We start from the raw sequence: 16,863 nt of genomic DNA on the forward strand, positions 1-16,863 counted from the left end.
CACCCTACGCACACAACAAAAGGGCGCAAGCCAAACCCGCGCCCTTCTTCTGTTTGAAAATACCTTCGGGGGTGAATTTGCCGTCAGGCAAAGAGGGGGCAGACAGCCCCCTGCCCCGCCTCAGTCCCGCGCGTCGCGGATCAGGCGCAAGATGTCCTGCGCAGCGTCGGGAATATTCGTTCCCGGGCCAAAGATCGCCTTGACCCCGTTGTCATAAAGGAACTGATAATCCTGCTGCGGGATCACCCCACCGCAAATCACGATGATGTCCTCTGCCCCGGCTTTGTTGAGCTCTTCTACAAGTTGCGGTGCCAGCGTCTTGTGCCCTGCAGCCTGAGACGAGATACCTACCACATGCACGTCATTGTCCACGGCGTCCTGCGCGGCCTCGGCCGGGGTCTGGAACAGTGGGCCAACGTCCACGTCAAACCCGATATCAGCAAAGGCGGTTGCGATTACCTTGGCGCCCCGGTCGTGACCGTCCTGACCCATCTTGACCACCAACAGACGGGGGCGACGCCCCTCGACCTCGGCAAAGTCTTCGATGGACTTTTGGATTGCAGCAAAGCCCTCGTCACCCTCATAGGCAGCGCCATAAACGCCCGCCAGAGTCTTCACTTCGGCGCGGTGGCGGCCGAACTCTTTCTCCATAGCCATACTGATCTCTCCTACCGATGCGCGGGCGCGGGCGGCCTCGACCGCAGCAGCCAGCAGGTTTCCGCCTTCTTGTGCGGCCTTGGTCAGCGCGTCCAACGCGGCCTGACAGGCGGCCTCGTCACGAGTGGCGCGTATCTCTTCCAACCGCGCGACCTGAGATTCGCGCACGGCCACGTTGTCGACGTCCAGAATGTCGATCGGGTCTTCTTGTTCTTTGCGGTATTTGTTGACCCCAACGATCACCTCATCGCCCCGGTCGATCATCGCCTGACGCCGTGCGGCGCTTTCCTCGATCCGCAGCTTGGGCATGCCCGAGGCGACGGCTTTGGTCATGCCACCCATTTCCTCGACCTCTTCCATCAGGGCCCAGGCTTTTTCGATCAAGTCGTTGGTCAGGCTTTCCACGTAGTAAGAGCCCGCCAGCGGATCGACCACGTCGGTCACGCCGGTCTCTTCCTGCAAGACCAACTGCGTGTTCCGCGCAATGCGGGCCGAGAAATCGGTTGGTAGGGCAATCGCCTCGTCCAGAGCGTTGGTGTGCAGTGACTGGGTGCCGCCCAGAACTGCGCTCATCGCCTCATACGCGGTGCGGATCACATTGTTATAAGGGTCCTGCTCCTGCAGCGAGACACCTGAGGTCTGGCAGTGTGTCCGCAGCATCTTGGAGCGTTCGGACTTCGCCCCGAACTCGGTCATCACGCGATGCCACAGGGTCCGCGCGGCGCGCAGTTTCGCAATCTCCATAAAGAAATTCATGCCGATGGCAAAGAAGAACGACAAACGGCCTGCGAACTTGTCCACATCCATGCCCGCATCCAGAGCAGCCCGCACATATTCGCGCCCGTCTGCGATAGTATAGGCCAACTCCTGCACGAGGTTCGCGCCGGCCTCTTGCATGTGATATCCCGAGATTGAGATCGAGTTGAACTTGGGCATCTCGTTCGACGTGTACTCGATAATGTCCGAGATGATCTTCATCGACGGTTCAGGCGGGTAGATGTAGGTGTTGCGCACCATGAACTCTTTCAGAATGTCATTCTGAATGGTGCCGGACAGGACCGATTTGTCGTGCCCCTGCTCTTCGCCCGCCACGATAAAGCTGGCCAGAACCGGGATCACCGCGCCGTTCATGGTCATCGAGACCGAGACTTTGTCGAGCGGGATACCGTCGAACAGGATTTTCATATCCTCAACGCTGTCAATCGCCACACCGGCCTTACCGACATCGCCGACAACGCGCGGGTGGTCGCTGTCATAACCGCGGTGCGTCGCCAGATCGAAGGCGACCGAGACACCCTGCTGTCCCGCAGCCAGATTGCGTCGGTAGAAAGCGTTCGACTCCTCGGCGGTCGAGAACCCGGCATATTGGCGGATGGTCCAAGGCCGCCCGGCATACATCGTCGCCTTCACACCGCGCGTGAACGGGCCAAACCCCGGCAGAGTGCCCATATGCGGCAAATCGGAGGTGTCGTCCTGTGTGTAAAGCGGTTTGACGCTGATGCCTTCCAGCGTTTCCTTGGTCAGATCGTCCAGTGGCCGTCCGCGCAATTCTTTCTCGGCCAGCGCGCGCCAGTCATTCTTATCGGTCATCGAGGTGTCCTCTCGTCAGTTCGGCCTGCAGCAGCCTGCAATCCGTGCGTATCGTGGTTCAGCAGATGCCGGGCATGGCCCACGCGCGACAAATTGAGCGTCTTGTGCAAATCGCCGGTCGCATTCGCGCGCGCAGAGGCTATATTCAACGGGACAGGAGGCCCCATGAACAAAACGCTTGCCCTTGTTTTCTCGGCACTTATCCCGCTGGCTGCCTTGGCGGCCGACGGAACAACACCTGCTGATGATGAATATGTTCGCCCTGTTGGCGACAGTGAGTTGAGCGATTTCATGTGGACCCACCGGCCCATTGTCGTCTTCGCCGATACTCCCGCCGATCCCCGTTTCCAGCAGCAGATCGACATGTTGCTGGACGGCGAGGACGCAATGCGGGAACGGGATGTTGTGGTGCTAACGGATACCGATCCGTCCGCACGATCCGCGATCCGGTCCAAGCTGCGCCCGCGCGGGTTCCAGATGGTTTTTGTTGACAAGGACGGCGTGGTCAAACTGCGCAAACCGTCCCCGTGGAGCGTGCGCGAGATCGGCCGCTCGATCGACAAAACCCCCTTACGCGAACGCGAAATCCGCGAACGGCGCGAAGGCGGCTGAACGCTTTTGCCACGCCCCAAACCACCGGCGCAGAACGCCGGTGAGACCTGAGGATATGCCAAAAGCGCGGTCATGATCATTCGAACTCGATGATCACTTCGTCCACGGCAAGGCTGTCGCCCGGACCTGCGTTGATCTTGGCAACGGTGCCCTTCTTCTCGGCGCGCAGGATGTTTTCCATCTTCATCGCCTCGATGGTGCACAGCGCCTGACCCTCCTGGACCTCCTGACCGACTTCCACGTCGATCTTCACGATCAGACCCGGCATCGGGCAGAGCAGCATTTTTGATGTGTCCGGCGGGAGTTTCTCAGGCATCAGCTTGGCCAACTCAGCCTGACGCGGACGGCGCACATGGACCTTCAGGTCCGCGCCCCGGTTGCGAATGCGGAACCCGCCCGAAACCTTACCTACCTTCAGAACCAGAGGGCTTCCATCCACATCCAGCACCGCAAGCTGATCGCCCGGGGTCCAGTCAGATGCAACGCGAACGGTCGAGCCGTCTTCGAATTTGACGGTCGCGCCTTCCTTGTCGGCGTTTACCTGAACGGCCAGCTCGTGGCCCTCCAACGAAACGACCCAGCGCTTGCCGACCTTGCGTTCGTGGTTGTCCATCCGACCCGAAACACGAGTACGGCGAATCTCGGCCACCCGGTGCATTGCCGCGCAAGAGGCCGCGATCCGACGCAGGTCGTCTTCGGGCAGCGTCACGCCTTCGAACCCGTCTGGGTATTCTTCGGCGATAAAGGCAGTGGTCATGTCACCGCTGACGAATTTCGGGTGATCCATCACCGCCGACAGGAACGGTAGGTTGTGGCCAATCCCTTCAACCTCGAAGCTGTCCAGCGCTACGCGCATCGCCTCAATCGCGGCTTCGCGGGTCGGAGCCCATGTGCAAAGCTTGGCGATCATCGGGTCGTAATACATGCTGATTTCGCCGCCCTCATAGACGCCAGTATCATTGCGCACGGCAGCCTCACCCTCGGGCGCGTCGCCTTGCCATTTGCCATTGACCAGCATCGGACCGGCAGCGGTTTCCTGCGGCGGGCGATAGCGGGTCAGACGACCGATCGAGGGCAGAAAGTTGCGATAGGGATCTTCTGCATAGAGGCGGTTCTCGATCGCCCAACCCGTCAGCGTTACGTCATCCTGCGTGATGGTCAGCTTTTCTCCATTCGCCACACGGATCATCTGTTCCACCAGATCGACACCGGTTATCAGTTCCGTGACAGGGTGTTCCACCTGAAGACGGGTGTTCATCTCAAGGAAGTAGAAGTTCTTTTCGCCGTCGACGATGAACTCCACCGTACCCGCGCTGGAATAGCCCACAGCCTTGGCCAGTGCGACGGCCTGTTCGCCCATGGCTTTGCGGGTCTCAGGATCCAAGAAGGGCGACGGGGCCTCTTCCACCACTTTTTGGTTTCGACGCTGGATCGAGCATTCGCGTTCGCCCAGATAGATGCCGTTGCCATGGCTATCGCAGAGAACCTGAATTTCGATGTGACGCGGTTGGGTCACAAATTTCTCGATAAAAATCCGGTCATCGCCAAACGAGTTCGCAGCCTCGTTCTTGGACGATTGGAACCCCTCGCGGGCCTCTTCGTCATTCCAAGCGATCCGCATGCCCTTGCCACCGCCGCCGGCGCTGGCTTTGATCATGACGGGGTAACCGATGTCGTTCGAGATCTTGACCGCCTCATCGGCGTCTTCGATCAGGCCCATATAGCCGGGTACGGTGGAAACACCGGCCTCCTGCGCGATCTTTTTCGAGGTGATCTTGTCCCCCATGCTTTCAATCGCACCAACCGGGGGGCCGACGAATGCCACGCCTTCGGCGTCGAGCGCCTCGGCGAATTTGGCATTCTCCGACAGGAAGCCATAGCCGGGGTGAACAGCCTGTGCGCCGCACTGGCGGACGGCGTCCATGACCTTGTCGATCACGATATACGACTGGTTGGCAGGCGGTGGGCCGATATGGACAGCCTCATCCGCCATCGACACGTGCAGAGCGTTCTTGTCCGCGTCCGAATAGATGGCAACGGTGCCGATACCCATTTTGCGGGCGGTCTTGATAACCCGGCAGGCGATCTCGCCCCGGTTGGCGATCAGGATCTTATTGAACATGGAACGTCCTTTGGCTTGGTGTTCTGGAAACGCAAAAAGCCGCCGCAGGGAGGGCATCCCCACGTCGGCGCAATGCGTGACGACGGACGGGGCGGCTTGCGCCCCGAAAATTCGCGTTAGTTACAGGTGTTCTGCGTCTTACAGTACAGCACGTTGCCTGCGGCCCCGACGGCCGCACCGACCAACGGATCGGCACTGAGAACGGCTGCCCCGACAGCGCCCGCGCCGCCGCCCAGGATGGCCTGTTCGCCGAGAGTATCGCCGCAGGCCGAGAGGCCCGCAAAGGTTGCCAGTGCAAGGAACACTTTTGAAATACGCATGATGTCTGCCTCGTGGTTTTTTGTATTGCTCTTAGAGGCAGATGCAGGAACTCAGCACCGTAATTCAATAACAACGAGGTAAACTCAGCGTTTTGCGCAGGTTTACGCCCATTCAGGCCAGTTTTTTGTGCAAAGAAAAACGCGGACAGGACGATGTGGGGAACACAAGCCTGCCCGCGCAAGGAAGGGGTACGGAATAGTAGGTGCATGTGCGACGCAGGCAAAGTAGTGTCGCACGGCTGGATCAAGATGCACTGCACAATCTTGTCTGCAAACAAGTTATTGTTTCCACCCAAGATTCCGGCCAGAATCTGCCAAACAGGCGAAACTCCGCGCAAATTCATGCCGACATGAGCTGTGCGGTTTTCCTGTGCTGAAGCCGCCCAAACCGTCACAGTTTCGTTACATTCCACTGCCGCTGGCCTGATTTCTGCACCCGCAATATCACGGGCGATCACTCCCGTTCGCAGATTATTTTTGCGCATATGCTGTGGGTTAACCGATCTGTTCACCCTGCCGTGAATCACGACCTTACTTTCAGCACAAATACTTGAGCAAAAACGCGTTTTCCGTCCCTTTTTCGTGATTTCCCTGATCGCTGGGCGCGTGGAACTTTGGCCATGCACACTCGCAAACAAGGAAACACCCACATGTTTACAAAGAGAAAAAAGGCAATCCTGCTCGCTGCCACTGCGTTTAGTGTGACCAGCACGCTTGCCTTTGCTCAGGACGCTCAAACTCAGGCCGAGCTTGACGCTCTGCGCGCTCGGGTCGAAGCGCTCGAGGCCTCCAGCGCCGGTCCTGCGAATGGCGATTTCCGCCTTGGGAACACCAGTCTGGACATTTACGGCTACATCAAGGCAGACTTCTTTTATGATTTCGACTTCGACCAGGGCGACACCGCGTTCGTGAACGTCATCGGCGAGCCGTCGACCGCAACCAGTGGTACCTTCGGCAGCACCGTACGCCAGTCGCGCATAGGACTGCGCACCAGCACACCCAGCGCTCTTGGTGATATCGGCGGTCAGTTGGAGTTGGACCTGTTCGCGTCCAACGGCACGGCCGAACTGCGCCTGCGTCACGCCAACATTACCATTGGTGACAATTGGCTGATCGGTCAGTACTGGACCAACTTCCAGCCGCTGGACACCTACCCTACGTCGGTTGAATTCAACGGCCCGGTTGGCATCGCCTTCGCCCGTCAGCCGCAAATCCGCTACACCAACAGCTTCGGCGCGAACACTGAGTTCAGCGTATCGCTCGAGGAAAACGTCAGCGGCTCCAACTCGAACGACCCGGTTCTGACCGCGGCGGCTGAATACAACGACGGTACCTACGTCGCGCGTATCTCGGGCCTCTACGGTAAAGCCGAAACCAGCGATGGTGCCACCGAAGTGGACCAGTGGGGCGTGACCCTGTCGGGATCGGTTCGCCCATGGGAGGGCGGTCTGTTCCAAGTCAACTACGTGACTGGTCAGGCGATCGGCCCTTACCTGATCGGTCTTGGCAACGCCATCGTCAACGGTGAGGCCAATGACGTCGACGGCTACACGATCGAGCTCCGTCAGGATCTGGGTGAGAAATGGAATGTCGGCATCGCCTATGGTCGGGAAGACTATGATCTGGCGACCAACAGCTTCTCGGACGGCAGCGGATCCCTCAACTTCACCGAGTTGGAAACTATCCACGTCAACGCCTTCTACGAGGCCACCGACAGCCTGACGCTGAGCGCCGAGTACATATATGGGGAGCGCAACGATGCCACGACCGGTGACACCTTCGACGGTAGCCGCGTTCAGGTCGCCGCGCAACTGAACTTCTGACGCCACATACCCGCCCTGCCCGTCTTCGGGCAGGGTTTTGCCCATGCGGGCAAGGATATGAGGCACAGGGTGGATCACTGCTCAGCCCGCTCCGAAGATTTCGGGAAAAGACGCACGTGCCGCGTCCAGATCAATTACCAACAACGCGTCGTAGCTAGCCGGGTCGAACGGGTCTTCGGCTGGCACGACCTCACGCTCAAATAGCCAGCTCAAACGTCCTGCATCCAGATTGCCGCGCTCAAAGGGCTGATCCCCGAAGTTCTGCCAAAGCGCCTCCATAAAGGCGACATCCGCACGACGGTCCGCTGGTTTGCGGTCACGGAACCGTTCTCGCCGGGTGATCGGCGTCACGCCCTTGGGGTTAGCACGGCGGATGGTGAATTGAAAATCCGTACCCGGCAGACGGCCCGGAAAGCCCCGATGTTTCAACATCCTGGCACCTCATTGACCGCTGTCATCGGGAATAAGAATTCGCACCCGAAAGGGGGAAAAGTCATAACGCGCACCTCCAAAGCCGCATCCGTTGTCTGAGACGCTCTGCTATCATGACGACAGATCATGGTCAGAGCCCTTCCCAGATACACCGGGACTGTTCCAGCCGGTAGGCTTCGAAAAACTGAGTTGCATCGGGGGCGGCATCGCCGAATTGGATCGGACGGTCGGACAGTGAAATCACCACCAGGGCCGGGTCCAAATCATGCTGGGAGACATAGGCAACCGCCAGCGTCTGGCACAGATGCTCCATATCGTTCGACGCTACGTCATAGCCGATCCGTCCCACCGTCGCGCCGATCTTCGGGGCAATGAACCGGAACCGCACCCACAGCTCACCGGGGTTGTTGTCCAACAGAACGTCGCTCAGATGCACAGGTTGGCCTGAGGGTACGGGCAGAGAGGTTTCGCCCACTGAAATGCTTGGCAGAGATAGGATGCTAAACATCAGACCCAAGGCGCGACCCCGGACCCGCCAGCGGCAGGCTCCTCCTTCCGGGATCGCGCGCGCAGTGCTATGTGCCCGCGCGGTTCTATGTCTGATGGATCGGATCATTTGACGATTTTTCGCTCGTTGTCAATTCTGCCTTGATTTCGGGCAAATTGCGGAGGAGTACCGCAATTTTCAGCGGATTGGGGTGGGCCGCCCCACCCCGCACGCTCAGAGAGGGATGTTGTCGTGCTTTTTCCACGGGTTTTTCAACTGCTTGCCGCGCAAGCTGGCAAAAGCCCGTGAGACACGACGGCGCGTTGATTGCGGCATGATCACCTCATCCACAAAGCCGCGTTCAGCCGCCACGAATGGGTTGGCGAAACGGTCTTCGTAGTCGGCAACGTGCTGCGCGGTCTTCTCAGCGTCGCTGAGGTCAGCACGGTGGATAATCTCGGTCGCGCCTTTCGCACCCATCACCGCGATCTCAGCCGTGGGCCACGCATAGTTGAAATCGCCACGCAGGTGCTTCGAGGCCATCACAACATAAGCACCACCATAGGCCTTACGGGTAATCACAGTCACCTTTGGCACAGTCGCTTCGCCGTACGCATAAAGCAGCTTGGCACCATGCTTGATCACGCCGCTATATTCCTGCTGCGTTCCGGGCAAGAAGCCGGGCACGTCCACCAGCGTCAGAATCGGGATCTCGAAACAGTCGCAGAAGCGCACGAAACGCGCCGCCTTGCGTGAGCTGTCGATATCCAGACACCCAGCCAGAACCATGGGCTGGTTCGCCACAACACCCACAGTCTGTCCTTCCAGACGGATGAAGCCAGTGACGATGTTCTTGGCGAAGTCTTCCTGAATCTCGTAGAAATCGCCTTCATCCGCAATCTTCGTGATCAGTTCCTTCATGTCGTACGGTGTGTTTGGATTGTCCGGTACCAATGTATCCAATGAGGTTTCGACACGGTTGGGATCGTCAAAGAAAGGCCGAACCGGAGGTTTTTCCTGGTTGTTGAGCGGCAGGAAGTCGACCAGTCGGCGCACCTCGGCCAAAGCTTCGACATCGTTTTCAAAAGCGCCATCCGCGACCGAAGACTTTTTGGTATGCGTAGAAGCTCCACCCAGTTCCTCAGCTGTAACGACCTCATTCGTCACGGTCTTCACCACGTCAGGGCCAGTAACGAACATGTAAGACGAGTCCTTCACCATGAAGATAAAGTCCGTCATCGCCGGGCTGTATACCGCGCCACCCGCACAGGGGCCCATGATCACGCTGATCTGAGGTACCACGCCGGACGCGGTGATGTTGCGCTGGAACACTTCGGCATAACCCGCGAGCGAGGCGACGCCTTCCTGGATTCGCGCACCACCCGAGTCGTTGATCCCGATGATCGGCGCGCCGTTCTGCACGGCCATATCCATGATCTTGCAGATTTTCTGCGCGTGCGTTTCCGACAGCGAGCCACCAAACACAGTGAAATCCTGGCTGAACACATAGACCATACGGCCATTGATCGTGCCCCAGCCGGTGACCACACCATCCCCGGCAGGCTTTTGTTTTTCCATCCCGAATTCGGTGCAACGGTGGCTGACAAACATGTCGAATTCTTCAAAACTGCCTTCGTCCAGCAGCAGCTCGATCCGCTCGCGCGCGGTCAGCTTGCCCCGCCCATGCTGCGCGTCGATTCGCTTTTGCCCACCACCCAGACGGGCCGCGTTGCGGCGTTCTTCAAGCTCGGAAAGGATGTCTTTCATGGCGATAGTCCCCTGTGAAATCTGACCGGACCCTACAGTGAGCTACCCTTCAGCCAAAGATATTTTCGGCAAATTTGCAAAGTTTTGAAAATCTCGTTTGCTCAAACTGTAAATTTGCGAATTTTTACCAACAGCATCAAGCGTCTGGCCTTTGCCTACTCAACAGCTATACAAGCGAACCATGCAGTTCAGAACGTCGTCGGCTTATCGCACACCACCCACAATCGGCACCTTGGTTCTTCTCTCGGGACTGTCGGCGCTGAGCATGAACCTGTTCCTGCCAAGCCTGCCGAACATGGCCCTGCATTTCGACACGCATTACAAGGTCATGCAACTGTCGATCGCCCTTTACCTGCTGGTAAACGCGGTCCTGCAGATCATCATCGGACCAATTGCAGACAAAGCGGGACGGCGCCCGGTTTTGCTTTGGGGACTCGCACTCTTTCTGCTGGCGACACTTGGCTGCATCTACGCACCAACAGCCGAGGTGTTCCTACTTTTCCGCATGTGTCAGGCGGTCGTGGTGGTCGGGATGGTCCTCAGCCGGGCCGCGGTGCGGGACATGTATGATCAGGATCAGGCGGCCTCGATGATCGGCTATGTCACCATGGGAATGGCCGTAGTCCCGATGATTGGCCCGGCCATAGGCGGGTTTCTGGAAGAGAGCTTTGGCTGGAAAGCCAATTTCTGGCTGCCTTTCGCTTTGGGCGCCTTGACCCTTGCCTTGACTTATCTCGATTTCGGGGAAACCTCAGCCAAAAGCGGCAAAACTCTTTTGCAGCAATTTCGCGAATACCCCGAGCTGCTGATGTCTCCCCGGTTCTGGGGCTATTCGCTGTCCTCTGCCTGCTCATCAGGCGCGTTCTTTGCCTATCTGGGCGGTGCGCCCTTTATCGGAACCGAAGTCTTTGGCATGAGCGCGGCCGAAGTCGGGATCTATTTCGGCGCACCTGCTTTGGGCTATTTTCTGGGGAACTTCTTCAGCGGGCGCTATTCGGTCAGGTTCGGCATCAACCGCATGGTGCTTTGGGGCACCTGGTTGAACGCCGCCGGCGTCGCCCTTTCTGCCGCATTGTTCCTGACAGGCTTCGGGACAGCGCTCAGCTTCTTCGGCTTCATGACGTTCGTCGGATTGGGCAATGGTATGACGATCCCAAACGCAACATCTGGCGCCCTGTCCGTGCGGCCACATCTGGCCGCCACCGCCTCAGGCCTCAGCGGCGCAATCATGCTGGGCGGAGGGGCAGGCCTGAGCGCACTGGCCGGAGCCTTACTGACCGTCGAAACAGGCGCAATGCCCCTGCTCTGGCTTATGCTGGTCACCGCGATCCTTGCCATCGCGGCCATTTCCTCGGTCATTTGGCGCGAGCGGCAATTGGGCCTCTGAGACGCCTTGCCCAAGGGGGTTTGCAAAGCTAACGTGCCGAAATAGAAAAGTTGCAAAGGCACGCCCATGGCCACCCAAAAACTCTATGCCGGCGCCAAACTGCGCGAAATGCGCACACGCCTGACGCTGACCCAAAAGGAATTTGCCACAAAACTAGGTGTTTCCCTGCCCTACCTCAACCAAATGGAGAACAACAACCGGCCGATCTCGACCACGGTTGTTCTGGCGTTGGCGCAGGAATTCGGCATGGACGTGACCGAATTGAGCACAGGCGACAGTGAGCGGCTGGTCTCGGATATGCGTGAGGCGCTGGCCGATCCGGTCTTTGCCGACGAAATCCCCCCTCTGGCCGATCTGCGCCTGACCGCCTCAAACGCCCCAGCCCTTGCCCGTGCCTTTATCGAGCTGCACCGAAGCTATCGCCAAACCCACGAACGCCTCGCCTCACTAGACGAAGCGCTAGGCCGCGAAGACTCCCGCACCCAAGCCAGCCCGTGGGAGGAAGTTCGCGACTTCTTCCACTATTGCGACAACTATATCGACGCGGTTGACCGCGCAGCCGAACTGTTCGCAAAACGCGCCGACGGCCCAGGTGGCATCCGCCAGGCCGCGCTGCAAAGCCTGGAAGAGCGCGGTATTCAAGTGATCTTTTCAGACATCAACCCGCTGCGTAGCTACGACAAGGAAAGCAGAACCCTGCGCCTATCCTCACGTGCTGCACCGCAAACGCAGGTCTTTCAGCTGCTGCTTCAGGTTGCCCTGATCAGTCAGGACAAGCTGTTGGAGGCGACGCTCGATTTCGCCAAGTTCCAGAGTGAAGAGGCCCGCGCCATCGCCAAAATCGGCCTTGCCAACTACTTCGCCGGCGCGTCCCTGATGCCCTACAGCGCGTTTCTGGCCGCCGCGCAAGAGGATCGTCATGATCTGGAAATGCTGAGCAACCGCTTTGGCGCTTCAATCGAACAGGTCGCGCACCGCCTGTCCACTTTGCAGCGGCCCGGCGCAAAAGGCATCCCGTTCTTCTTCGTCCGCGTAGATCAGGCCGGAACGATTACCAAGCGCCACTCGGCCACTCGGCTGCAATTTGCCCGCTTTGGCGGTGCCTGCCCGTTGTGGAACGTCCACCGCGCCTTTGAAACACCGGGGCATTTCCTGCGGCAACTGGCGGAAACACCCGATGGTGTCCGTTACATTTCGCTGGCAAGGGATGTCTCAAAACCCGGTGGCTCATTCGGCGCGCCGGTGCGCCGCTATGCCATCGCACTGGGTTGCGAAACCCGCCACGCCGAAGCCTTGGTCTATGCAGACAATCTGGATATCAACAACGCCAGCGCCTATGAACCGATCGGCATTTCCTGCCGCATCTGCGAGCGTGCAAATTGCCACCAACGCTCGGTTCCGCCACTGGAACGGCGGCTGGCCATCGACACTCATACCCGAGGCACACTGCCCTACGAGGTCACTTGATCTTCATCTGGCCAAAAATGTCCCGGGGGTGCGGGGGCAGAGCCCCCGCTGTTGCCTTTAAGCCTTGGACACGATCGCCCAAATCTCATCCTTAAGCGCGGCGCGTTTCTTTCGCATCTCGCCCTCGGCCAGTTCTTCCACCGGCTCGATATTGGTTTCGGCGCGGTGAACGCGGCGGTTGATTTCGTGATACTCTTCAGCCAGCCGCGCAAAATGAGCATCCGTCTGCTTGAGCTGGCTCATCACCTCAACTTTGTCCGGAAACTCTTCGGCCAGTTCATGCGGGGTGTGGGACATTCCTGTTCGCTCCTGAATAAATGTCGTTGCGATTCAGGTTTATCGGATGCCGCCCCACCCCACTTTGACGCGGATCAAATCAGCGCTGCGCCACCTCCCATTGCGGGTGAATCCACGGGCGGTCATTGGCCTTCGGTAGAGCATCCTTGCCCAGTATGTGATCTGACATCTTCTCACCCACCATGATCGACGGCGCGTTGAGGTTGCCATTGGTGATCTGCGGGAAGATCGAGCTGTCAGCCACACGCAAACCATCCACGCCGATAACACGTCCTTCGGGGTCGACCACGGCGTTTTTGTCATCCGCGCGCCCCATCCGGCAGGTGCCACAGGGATGATAGGCGCTCTCGGCATGCTCTGCGATGAAGGCATTCAGCTCCTCATCCGTCTGCACTGAGGCGCCGGGCTGAATCTCTTTGCCCGCATAGGGCTTGAAGGCGTCCTGACCAAAGATCTCACGGGTGAGGCGGATGCATTTGCGGAAGTCTTCCCAGTCTTTTTCATGGCTCATGTAGTTGAACCGGATTACCGGCGCGTCTTCAGCCTTGCTCGACCGCAAAGTCACAGCCCCACGCGACGGAGACCGCATCGGCCCCACATGTGCCTGGAACCCATGCCCCTCGGCCGCAGCCTGCCCGTCATAGCGCACTGCAATAGGCAGGAAGTGGTACTGGATGTCGGGGTATTCGACACCCGGGTTCGACCGGATGAACGCCGCGCTCTCGAACTGGTTCGAGGCCCCAAGACCAGTTTTGGTGAACAGCCACTGCGCGCCAATCAGACCTTTGCTAAACAGGTTCCAGTGCTTGTACAGCGTGATCGGCTGCAGCGAGGCTTGCTGGATATACAGCTCCAGATGGTCCTGCAGGTTCGCACCCACGCCGGGGCGATCAGCGATCACATCAATGCCGTGCTCTGCCAGATGCGACGCCGACCCGATCCCCGAGAGCATCAGCAGTTTGGGCGAGTTGATCGACGAGGCCGCCAGAATAACCTCGCGGCGGGCCCGAATGACCTCTTTCTTGCCGCCACGCACCAGTTCCACACCAACCGCGCGACCCTCTTCCATCACAACGCGCGACGCCAACCCCTTGACGAGGTCGCAGTTGGGACGTTTCAGAGCAGGTCGCAGATAAGCATTTGCCGCCGACCAGCGCCGTCCTTTCCAGACGGTCTGCTCCATCGGGCCAAAGCCTTCTTGCTTCTCGCCGTTATAGTCGCCCGTGACTTCATAGCCCGCTTGCTGACCTGCATCGACGAAGGCTTGGAACAACGGGTTTTTGCGCGGACCGCGTGACACATGCAGTGGACCATCCTTGCCGCGCCATTCCGGGTCACCGCCATGGCCGCCATCATGCCAGTTTTCCATGCGTTTGTAGTAGGGCAGCACATCCGCGTAGGACCACCCATCCGCACCCATATCAGCCCAGGTATCAAAATCCCGCGCGTGGCCGCGCACATAGACCATTCCGTTAATCGAGGACGATCCACCGATCACCTTGCCGCGCGGACAGGCCATCCGGCGGTTGTTCATGTTGGGTTCGGGTTCCGAGCTGAATCCCCAGTCATAAAGCGACATATTCATCGGATAGCTCAGCGCCGCGGGCATCTGAATAAATGGCCCGGCATCCGTGCCCCCATGTTCGATCACCAGAACCGAGGCCCCGGCCTCGCTCAGGCGATAGGCCATCGCACAGCCGGCAGAGCCAGCACCCACAATGACAAAATCTGCTTCCATTTCACGTCTCCATAGATCCGCCGCGACAGGTTTCGAAACCTGCTCTGCCTCCGGCGGGCGTATTTTCAAAAAGATGAAGAGGTCACTCGCCGCGCGGGAACCGCTGGCTTTCCTCGACGATATTCAAGTCCATGTGGTTGCGCATGTAGCGCTCGGATGCCTTTTGCAGCGGCTGGTAGTCCCACGGGTAGTACCCACCCTGCCGCAACGCCTCATAGACAACCCAGCGGCGCGCCTGACTGGCGCGGACATCCGCATCAAACCGGTCCAGATCCCAGCGCGCCTCGGACTTGGCGCGCAGGGTTTGCAAGGTTCCGGCATGCGCGGGATCATCGGCGAGGTTGTTCTGTTCATGCGGGTCGGCCTCAAGATCAAACAGCTGATCGGGATCCAGCGCGCAACGATTGTATTTCCACTTGCCATAGCGCAACGAGACCAGCGGCGCATAAGAGGCCTCGGCCGCGTATTCCATCGCTACAGGGGCTGTCCGCTCCTGCCCTTTGGCCAGAGGCACGAGGTCTTCGCCATCCGTCCATGGGGCAATCTCGGCCATATCAACACCGGCCAGCGCGCCCAGCGTCGGGGTCACGTCGATGGTCGACACAGGTGTTTCGATCAGGCCTGCAGGCAAATCCGGCGCCGAGATCATCAACGGCACGCGCGACGAGCCCTCGAAGAACGTCATCTTGAACCACAAGCCACGTTCACCCAGCATGTCGCCATGGTCCGAGACAAACATGATGATCGCCTCTTGGCGTGTCGTCTCCAGCACTTCGATGATCTCGCCGATCTTGTCGTCCAGGTACGAGATATTGGCGAAATACGCGCGGCGGGACTTGCGGATATCTTCTTCTGTGATGTCGAAGCTGCGCCAGTCGTTGGCGTCGAAAATACGCTTGGAATGCGGGTCCTGATTGTCATAGCCAAGATCAGCGATCTCGGGCAGCAGATGTTCGCAATCCTCATAAAGATCCCAGTATTTGCGGCGCGCGACATAGGGGTCATGAGGATGCGTGAAGCTGACGGTCATAGCCCACGGACGGTCGTCCTTGCCGCGCGCCAGATCATAGAGCTTGGCCTTGGCGTGGTAAGCGACCTCGTCGTCATATTCCATCTGGTTCGAGATTTCAGCAACACCCGCGCCGGTGACGGAACCCATGTTGTGATACCACCAGTCGATCCGCTCACCCGGTTTGCGGTAATCCGGAGTCCAGCCAAAGTCGGCGGGGTAGATATCGGTGGTCAGGCGGTCTTCGAACCCGTGCAACTGGTCGGGACCAACAAAATGCATCTTGCCCGACAGACAGGTGTAGTACCCCGCGCGGCGCAGATGGTGGGCATAGGTCGGGATGTCGCTGCGGAACTCGGCCGCGTTGTCGTAAACCCCCGTGCGTGAGGGCAACTGGCCCGACATGAAGCTCGCCCGTCCCGGTGCGCAAAGCGGCGAGGCCGTATAGGCATTGGCAAAACGGGTGGAGCGTTTGGCCAGTTTCTTCAGGTTCGGCGCGTGCAACCAGTCGGCCGGACCGTCGGGAAACAAGGTGCCGTTCAGCTGATCCACCATCAGGATCAGAATGTTTGGTTTTGTCATTTTTCGCCCTCGAGCAGTGTATTCAGGACGCGCAAGGCGTGATTGGCAGCCAGCTGAGGTTCTTCCGGGGCGCTCAGCGCCGAGTGGATATACAGCCCGTCGATCAAGGCAATCATGGTCTCGGCCGCGTTGATCGGTTCGGCAATTTGGGGGCGCAGCGCATGGATCAGGTTCGAGCGGATGCGCGCCTGATAGACCTTCCACAGCCGCAGAGCATCATCGTTTGTCTGCGCGAGGACATAGAATGTCATCCACGCGGCAATCACGTCCGGGGTGAAGCATGAATGGGCGAAACAGGCGCGGATGATGGCTTGCGCCCGTTGGTCAGGGGCTGCGGCGGCCAGCTCGGTCCGGGCTTCCTTGCCGAAATCCGTCAGGATTTGCCGCATGGCGGCCAGAAAGATCTGATCCTTACCGCCAAAATAATGGTGCGCCAGCGCGCTGGACATGCCCGCGCGTTTGGCGATCTGGCTGACGGTCACATCCAGAGATTTCTGTACGCCCAATTCGGCAATCGTCGCACGAACGATCGCATCACGGCGTATAGGCTCCATTCCGACTTTTGGCATCGCG

Annotated in this window: 14 protein-coding genes; 4 read left to right on the forward strand and 10 right to left on the reverse strand. The window is 59.0% G+C overall.

Annotated features, from left to right (window positions below; genetic code table 11):
• Positions 1-120 precede the first annotated feature (120 nt).
• Positions 121-2,247 carry a methylmalonyl-CoA mutase gene (gene scpA, locus ACR0C3_RS12955; protein WP_480758818.1) on the reverse strand — a complete coding sequence of 709 codons (2,127 nt, stop codon included), beginning with the start codon at positions 2,245-2,247 and terminating at the stop codon, positions 121-123.
• 165 nt (positions 2,248-2,412) lie between these two features.
• Between scpA and ACR0C3_RS12960 the strand changes: the two genes are divergently transcribed.
• Positions 2,413-2,859 (forward strand): DUF4174 domain-containing protein, encoded by a 447-nt coding sequence (locus tag ACR0C3_RS12960; protein ID WP_480758819.1) that lies wholly within the window; start codon positions 2,413-2,415, stop codon positions 2,857-2,859.
• Between the two features lie 76 nt (positions 2,860-2,935).
• On the opposite strand, the gene ACR0C3_RS12965 is transcribed toward ACR0C3_RS12960, so the two are convergent.
• Both ACR0C3_RS12965 and ACR0C3_RS12970 read right to left on the reverse strand, forming a co-directional pair.
• Positions 2,936-4,981, reverse strand: a complete 2,046-nt coding sequence (locus ACR0C3_RS12965; protein WP_480758820.1) for an acetyl-CoA carboxylase biotin carboxylase subunit — start codon at positions 4,979-4,981, stop codon at positions 2,936-2,938.
• 116 nt (positions 4,982-5,097) lie between these two features.
• The gene (locus ACR0C3_RS12970; RefSeq protein WP_170640259.1) at positions 5,098-5,301 is read right to left on the reverse strand and encodes a hypothetical protein; all 204 of its coding nucleotides are present in this window, start codon (positions 5,299-5,301) and stop codon (positions 5,098-5,100) included.
• 701 nt (positions 5,302-6,002) lie between these two features.
• Between ACR0C3_RS12970 and ACR0C3_RS12975 the strand changes: the two genes are divergently transcribed.
• Entirely contained in the window at positions 6,003-7,124 is a 1,122-nt protein-coding gene (locus ACR0C3_RS12975; protein ID WP_480758821.1) for a DcaP family trimeric outer membrane transporter, read from the forward strand.
• Positions 7,125-7,205: 81 nt separating this feature from the next.
• On the opposite strand, the gene ACR0C3_RS12980 is transcribed toward ACR0C3_RS12975, so the two are convergent.
• The 3 genes from ACR0C3_RS12980 to ACR0C3_RS12990 form a co-directional block, all read right to left on the reverse strand.
• A complete protein-coding gene (locus ACR0C3_RS12980; protein ID WP_170378032.1) occupies positions 7,206-7,556 on the reverse strand; it encodes a hypothetical protein in 351 nt (116 codons plus the stop codon).
• A 130-nt stretch (positions 7,557-7,686) separates the two neighbouring features.
• Positions 7,687-8,172, reverse strand: a complete 486-nt coding sequence (locus ACR0C3_RS12985; RefSeq protein ID WP_170378030.1) for a DUF6497 family protein — start codon at positions 8,170-8,172, stop codon at positions 7,687-7,689.
• A gap of 105 nt (positions 8,173-8,277) precedes the next feature.
• Positions 8,278-9,810: an acyl-CoA carboxylase subunit beta gene (locus ACR0C3_RS12990; RefSeq protein ID WP_170378028.1), complete on the reverse strand. Its 1,533-nt coding sequence runs from the start codon at positions 9,808-9,810 to the stop codon at positions 8,278-8,280.
• A 181-nt stretch (positions 9,811-9,991) separates the two neighbouring features.
• Between ACR0C3_RS12990 and ACR0C3_RS12995 the strand changes: the two genes are divergently transcribed.
• Both ACR0C3_RS12995 and ACR0C3_RS13000 read left to right on the forward strand, forming a co-directional pair.
• A complete protein-coding gene (locus ACR0C3_RS12995) occupies positions 9,992-11,197 on the forward strand; it encodes a multidrug effflux MFS transporter (RefSeq protein WP_480758822.1) in 1,206 nt (401 codons plus the stop codon).
• Between the two features lie 66 nt (positions 11,198-11,263).
• A complete protein-coding gene (locus ACR0C3_RS13000; RefSeq protein WP_480758823.1) occupies positions 11,264-12,664 on the forward strand; it encodes a helix-turn-helix domain-containing protein in 1,401 nt (466 codons plus the stop codon).
• Between the two features lie 57 nt (positions 12,665-12,721).
• Here the strand turns inward: ACR0C3_RS13000 and ACR0C3_RS13005 are convergent, their stop codons facing one another.
• The 4 genes from ACR0C3_RS13005 to betI all read right to left on the reverse strand — a co-directional run bounded on the left by ACR0C3_RS13005 (position 12,722) and on the right by betI (position 16,859).
• Positions 12,722-12,961: an HP1242/YdcH family protein gene (locus ACR0C3_RS13005; RefSeq protein WP_170471799.1), complete on the reverse strand. Its 240-nt coding sequence runs from the start codon at positions 12,959-12,961 to the stop codon at positions 12,722-12,724.
• A 79-nt stretch (positions 12,962-13,040) separates the two neighbouring features.
• Positions 13,041-14,699 (reverse strand): choline dehydrogenase, encoded by a 1,659-nt coding sequence (gene betA, locus ACR0C3_RS13010; RefSeq protein WP_480758825.1) that lies wholly within the window; start codon positions 14,697-14,699, stop codon positions 13,041-13,043.
• Positions 14,700-14,781: 82 nt separating this feature from the next.
• Positions 14,782-16,290: a choline-sulfatase gene (betC, locus tag ACR0C3_RS13015; RefSeq protein WP_480758826.1), complete on the reverse strand. Its 1,509-nt coding sequence runs from the start codon at positions 16,288-16,290 to the stop codon at positions 14,782-14,784.
• Positions 16,287-16,859, reverse strand: coding sequence for a choline-binding transcriptional repressor BetI (gene betI / locus ACR0C3_RS13020; protein ID WP_170378015.1), 573 nt, complete (start codon positions 16,857-16,859; stop codon positions 16,287-16,289). The genes betC and betI overlap by 4 nt, the downstream gene beginning before the upstream one ends.
• Positions 16,860-16,863: the final 4 nt, after the last annotated feature.

This window comes from Ruegeria sp. CK3, from assembly GCF_056536565.1.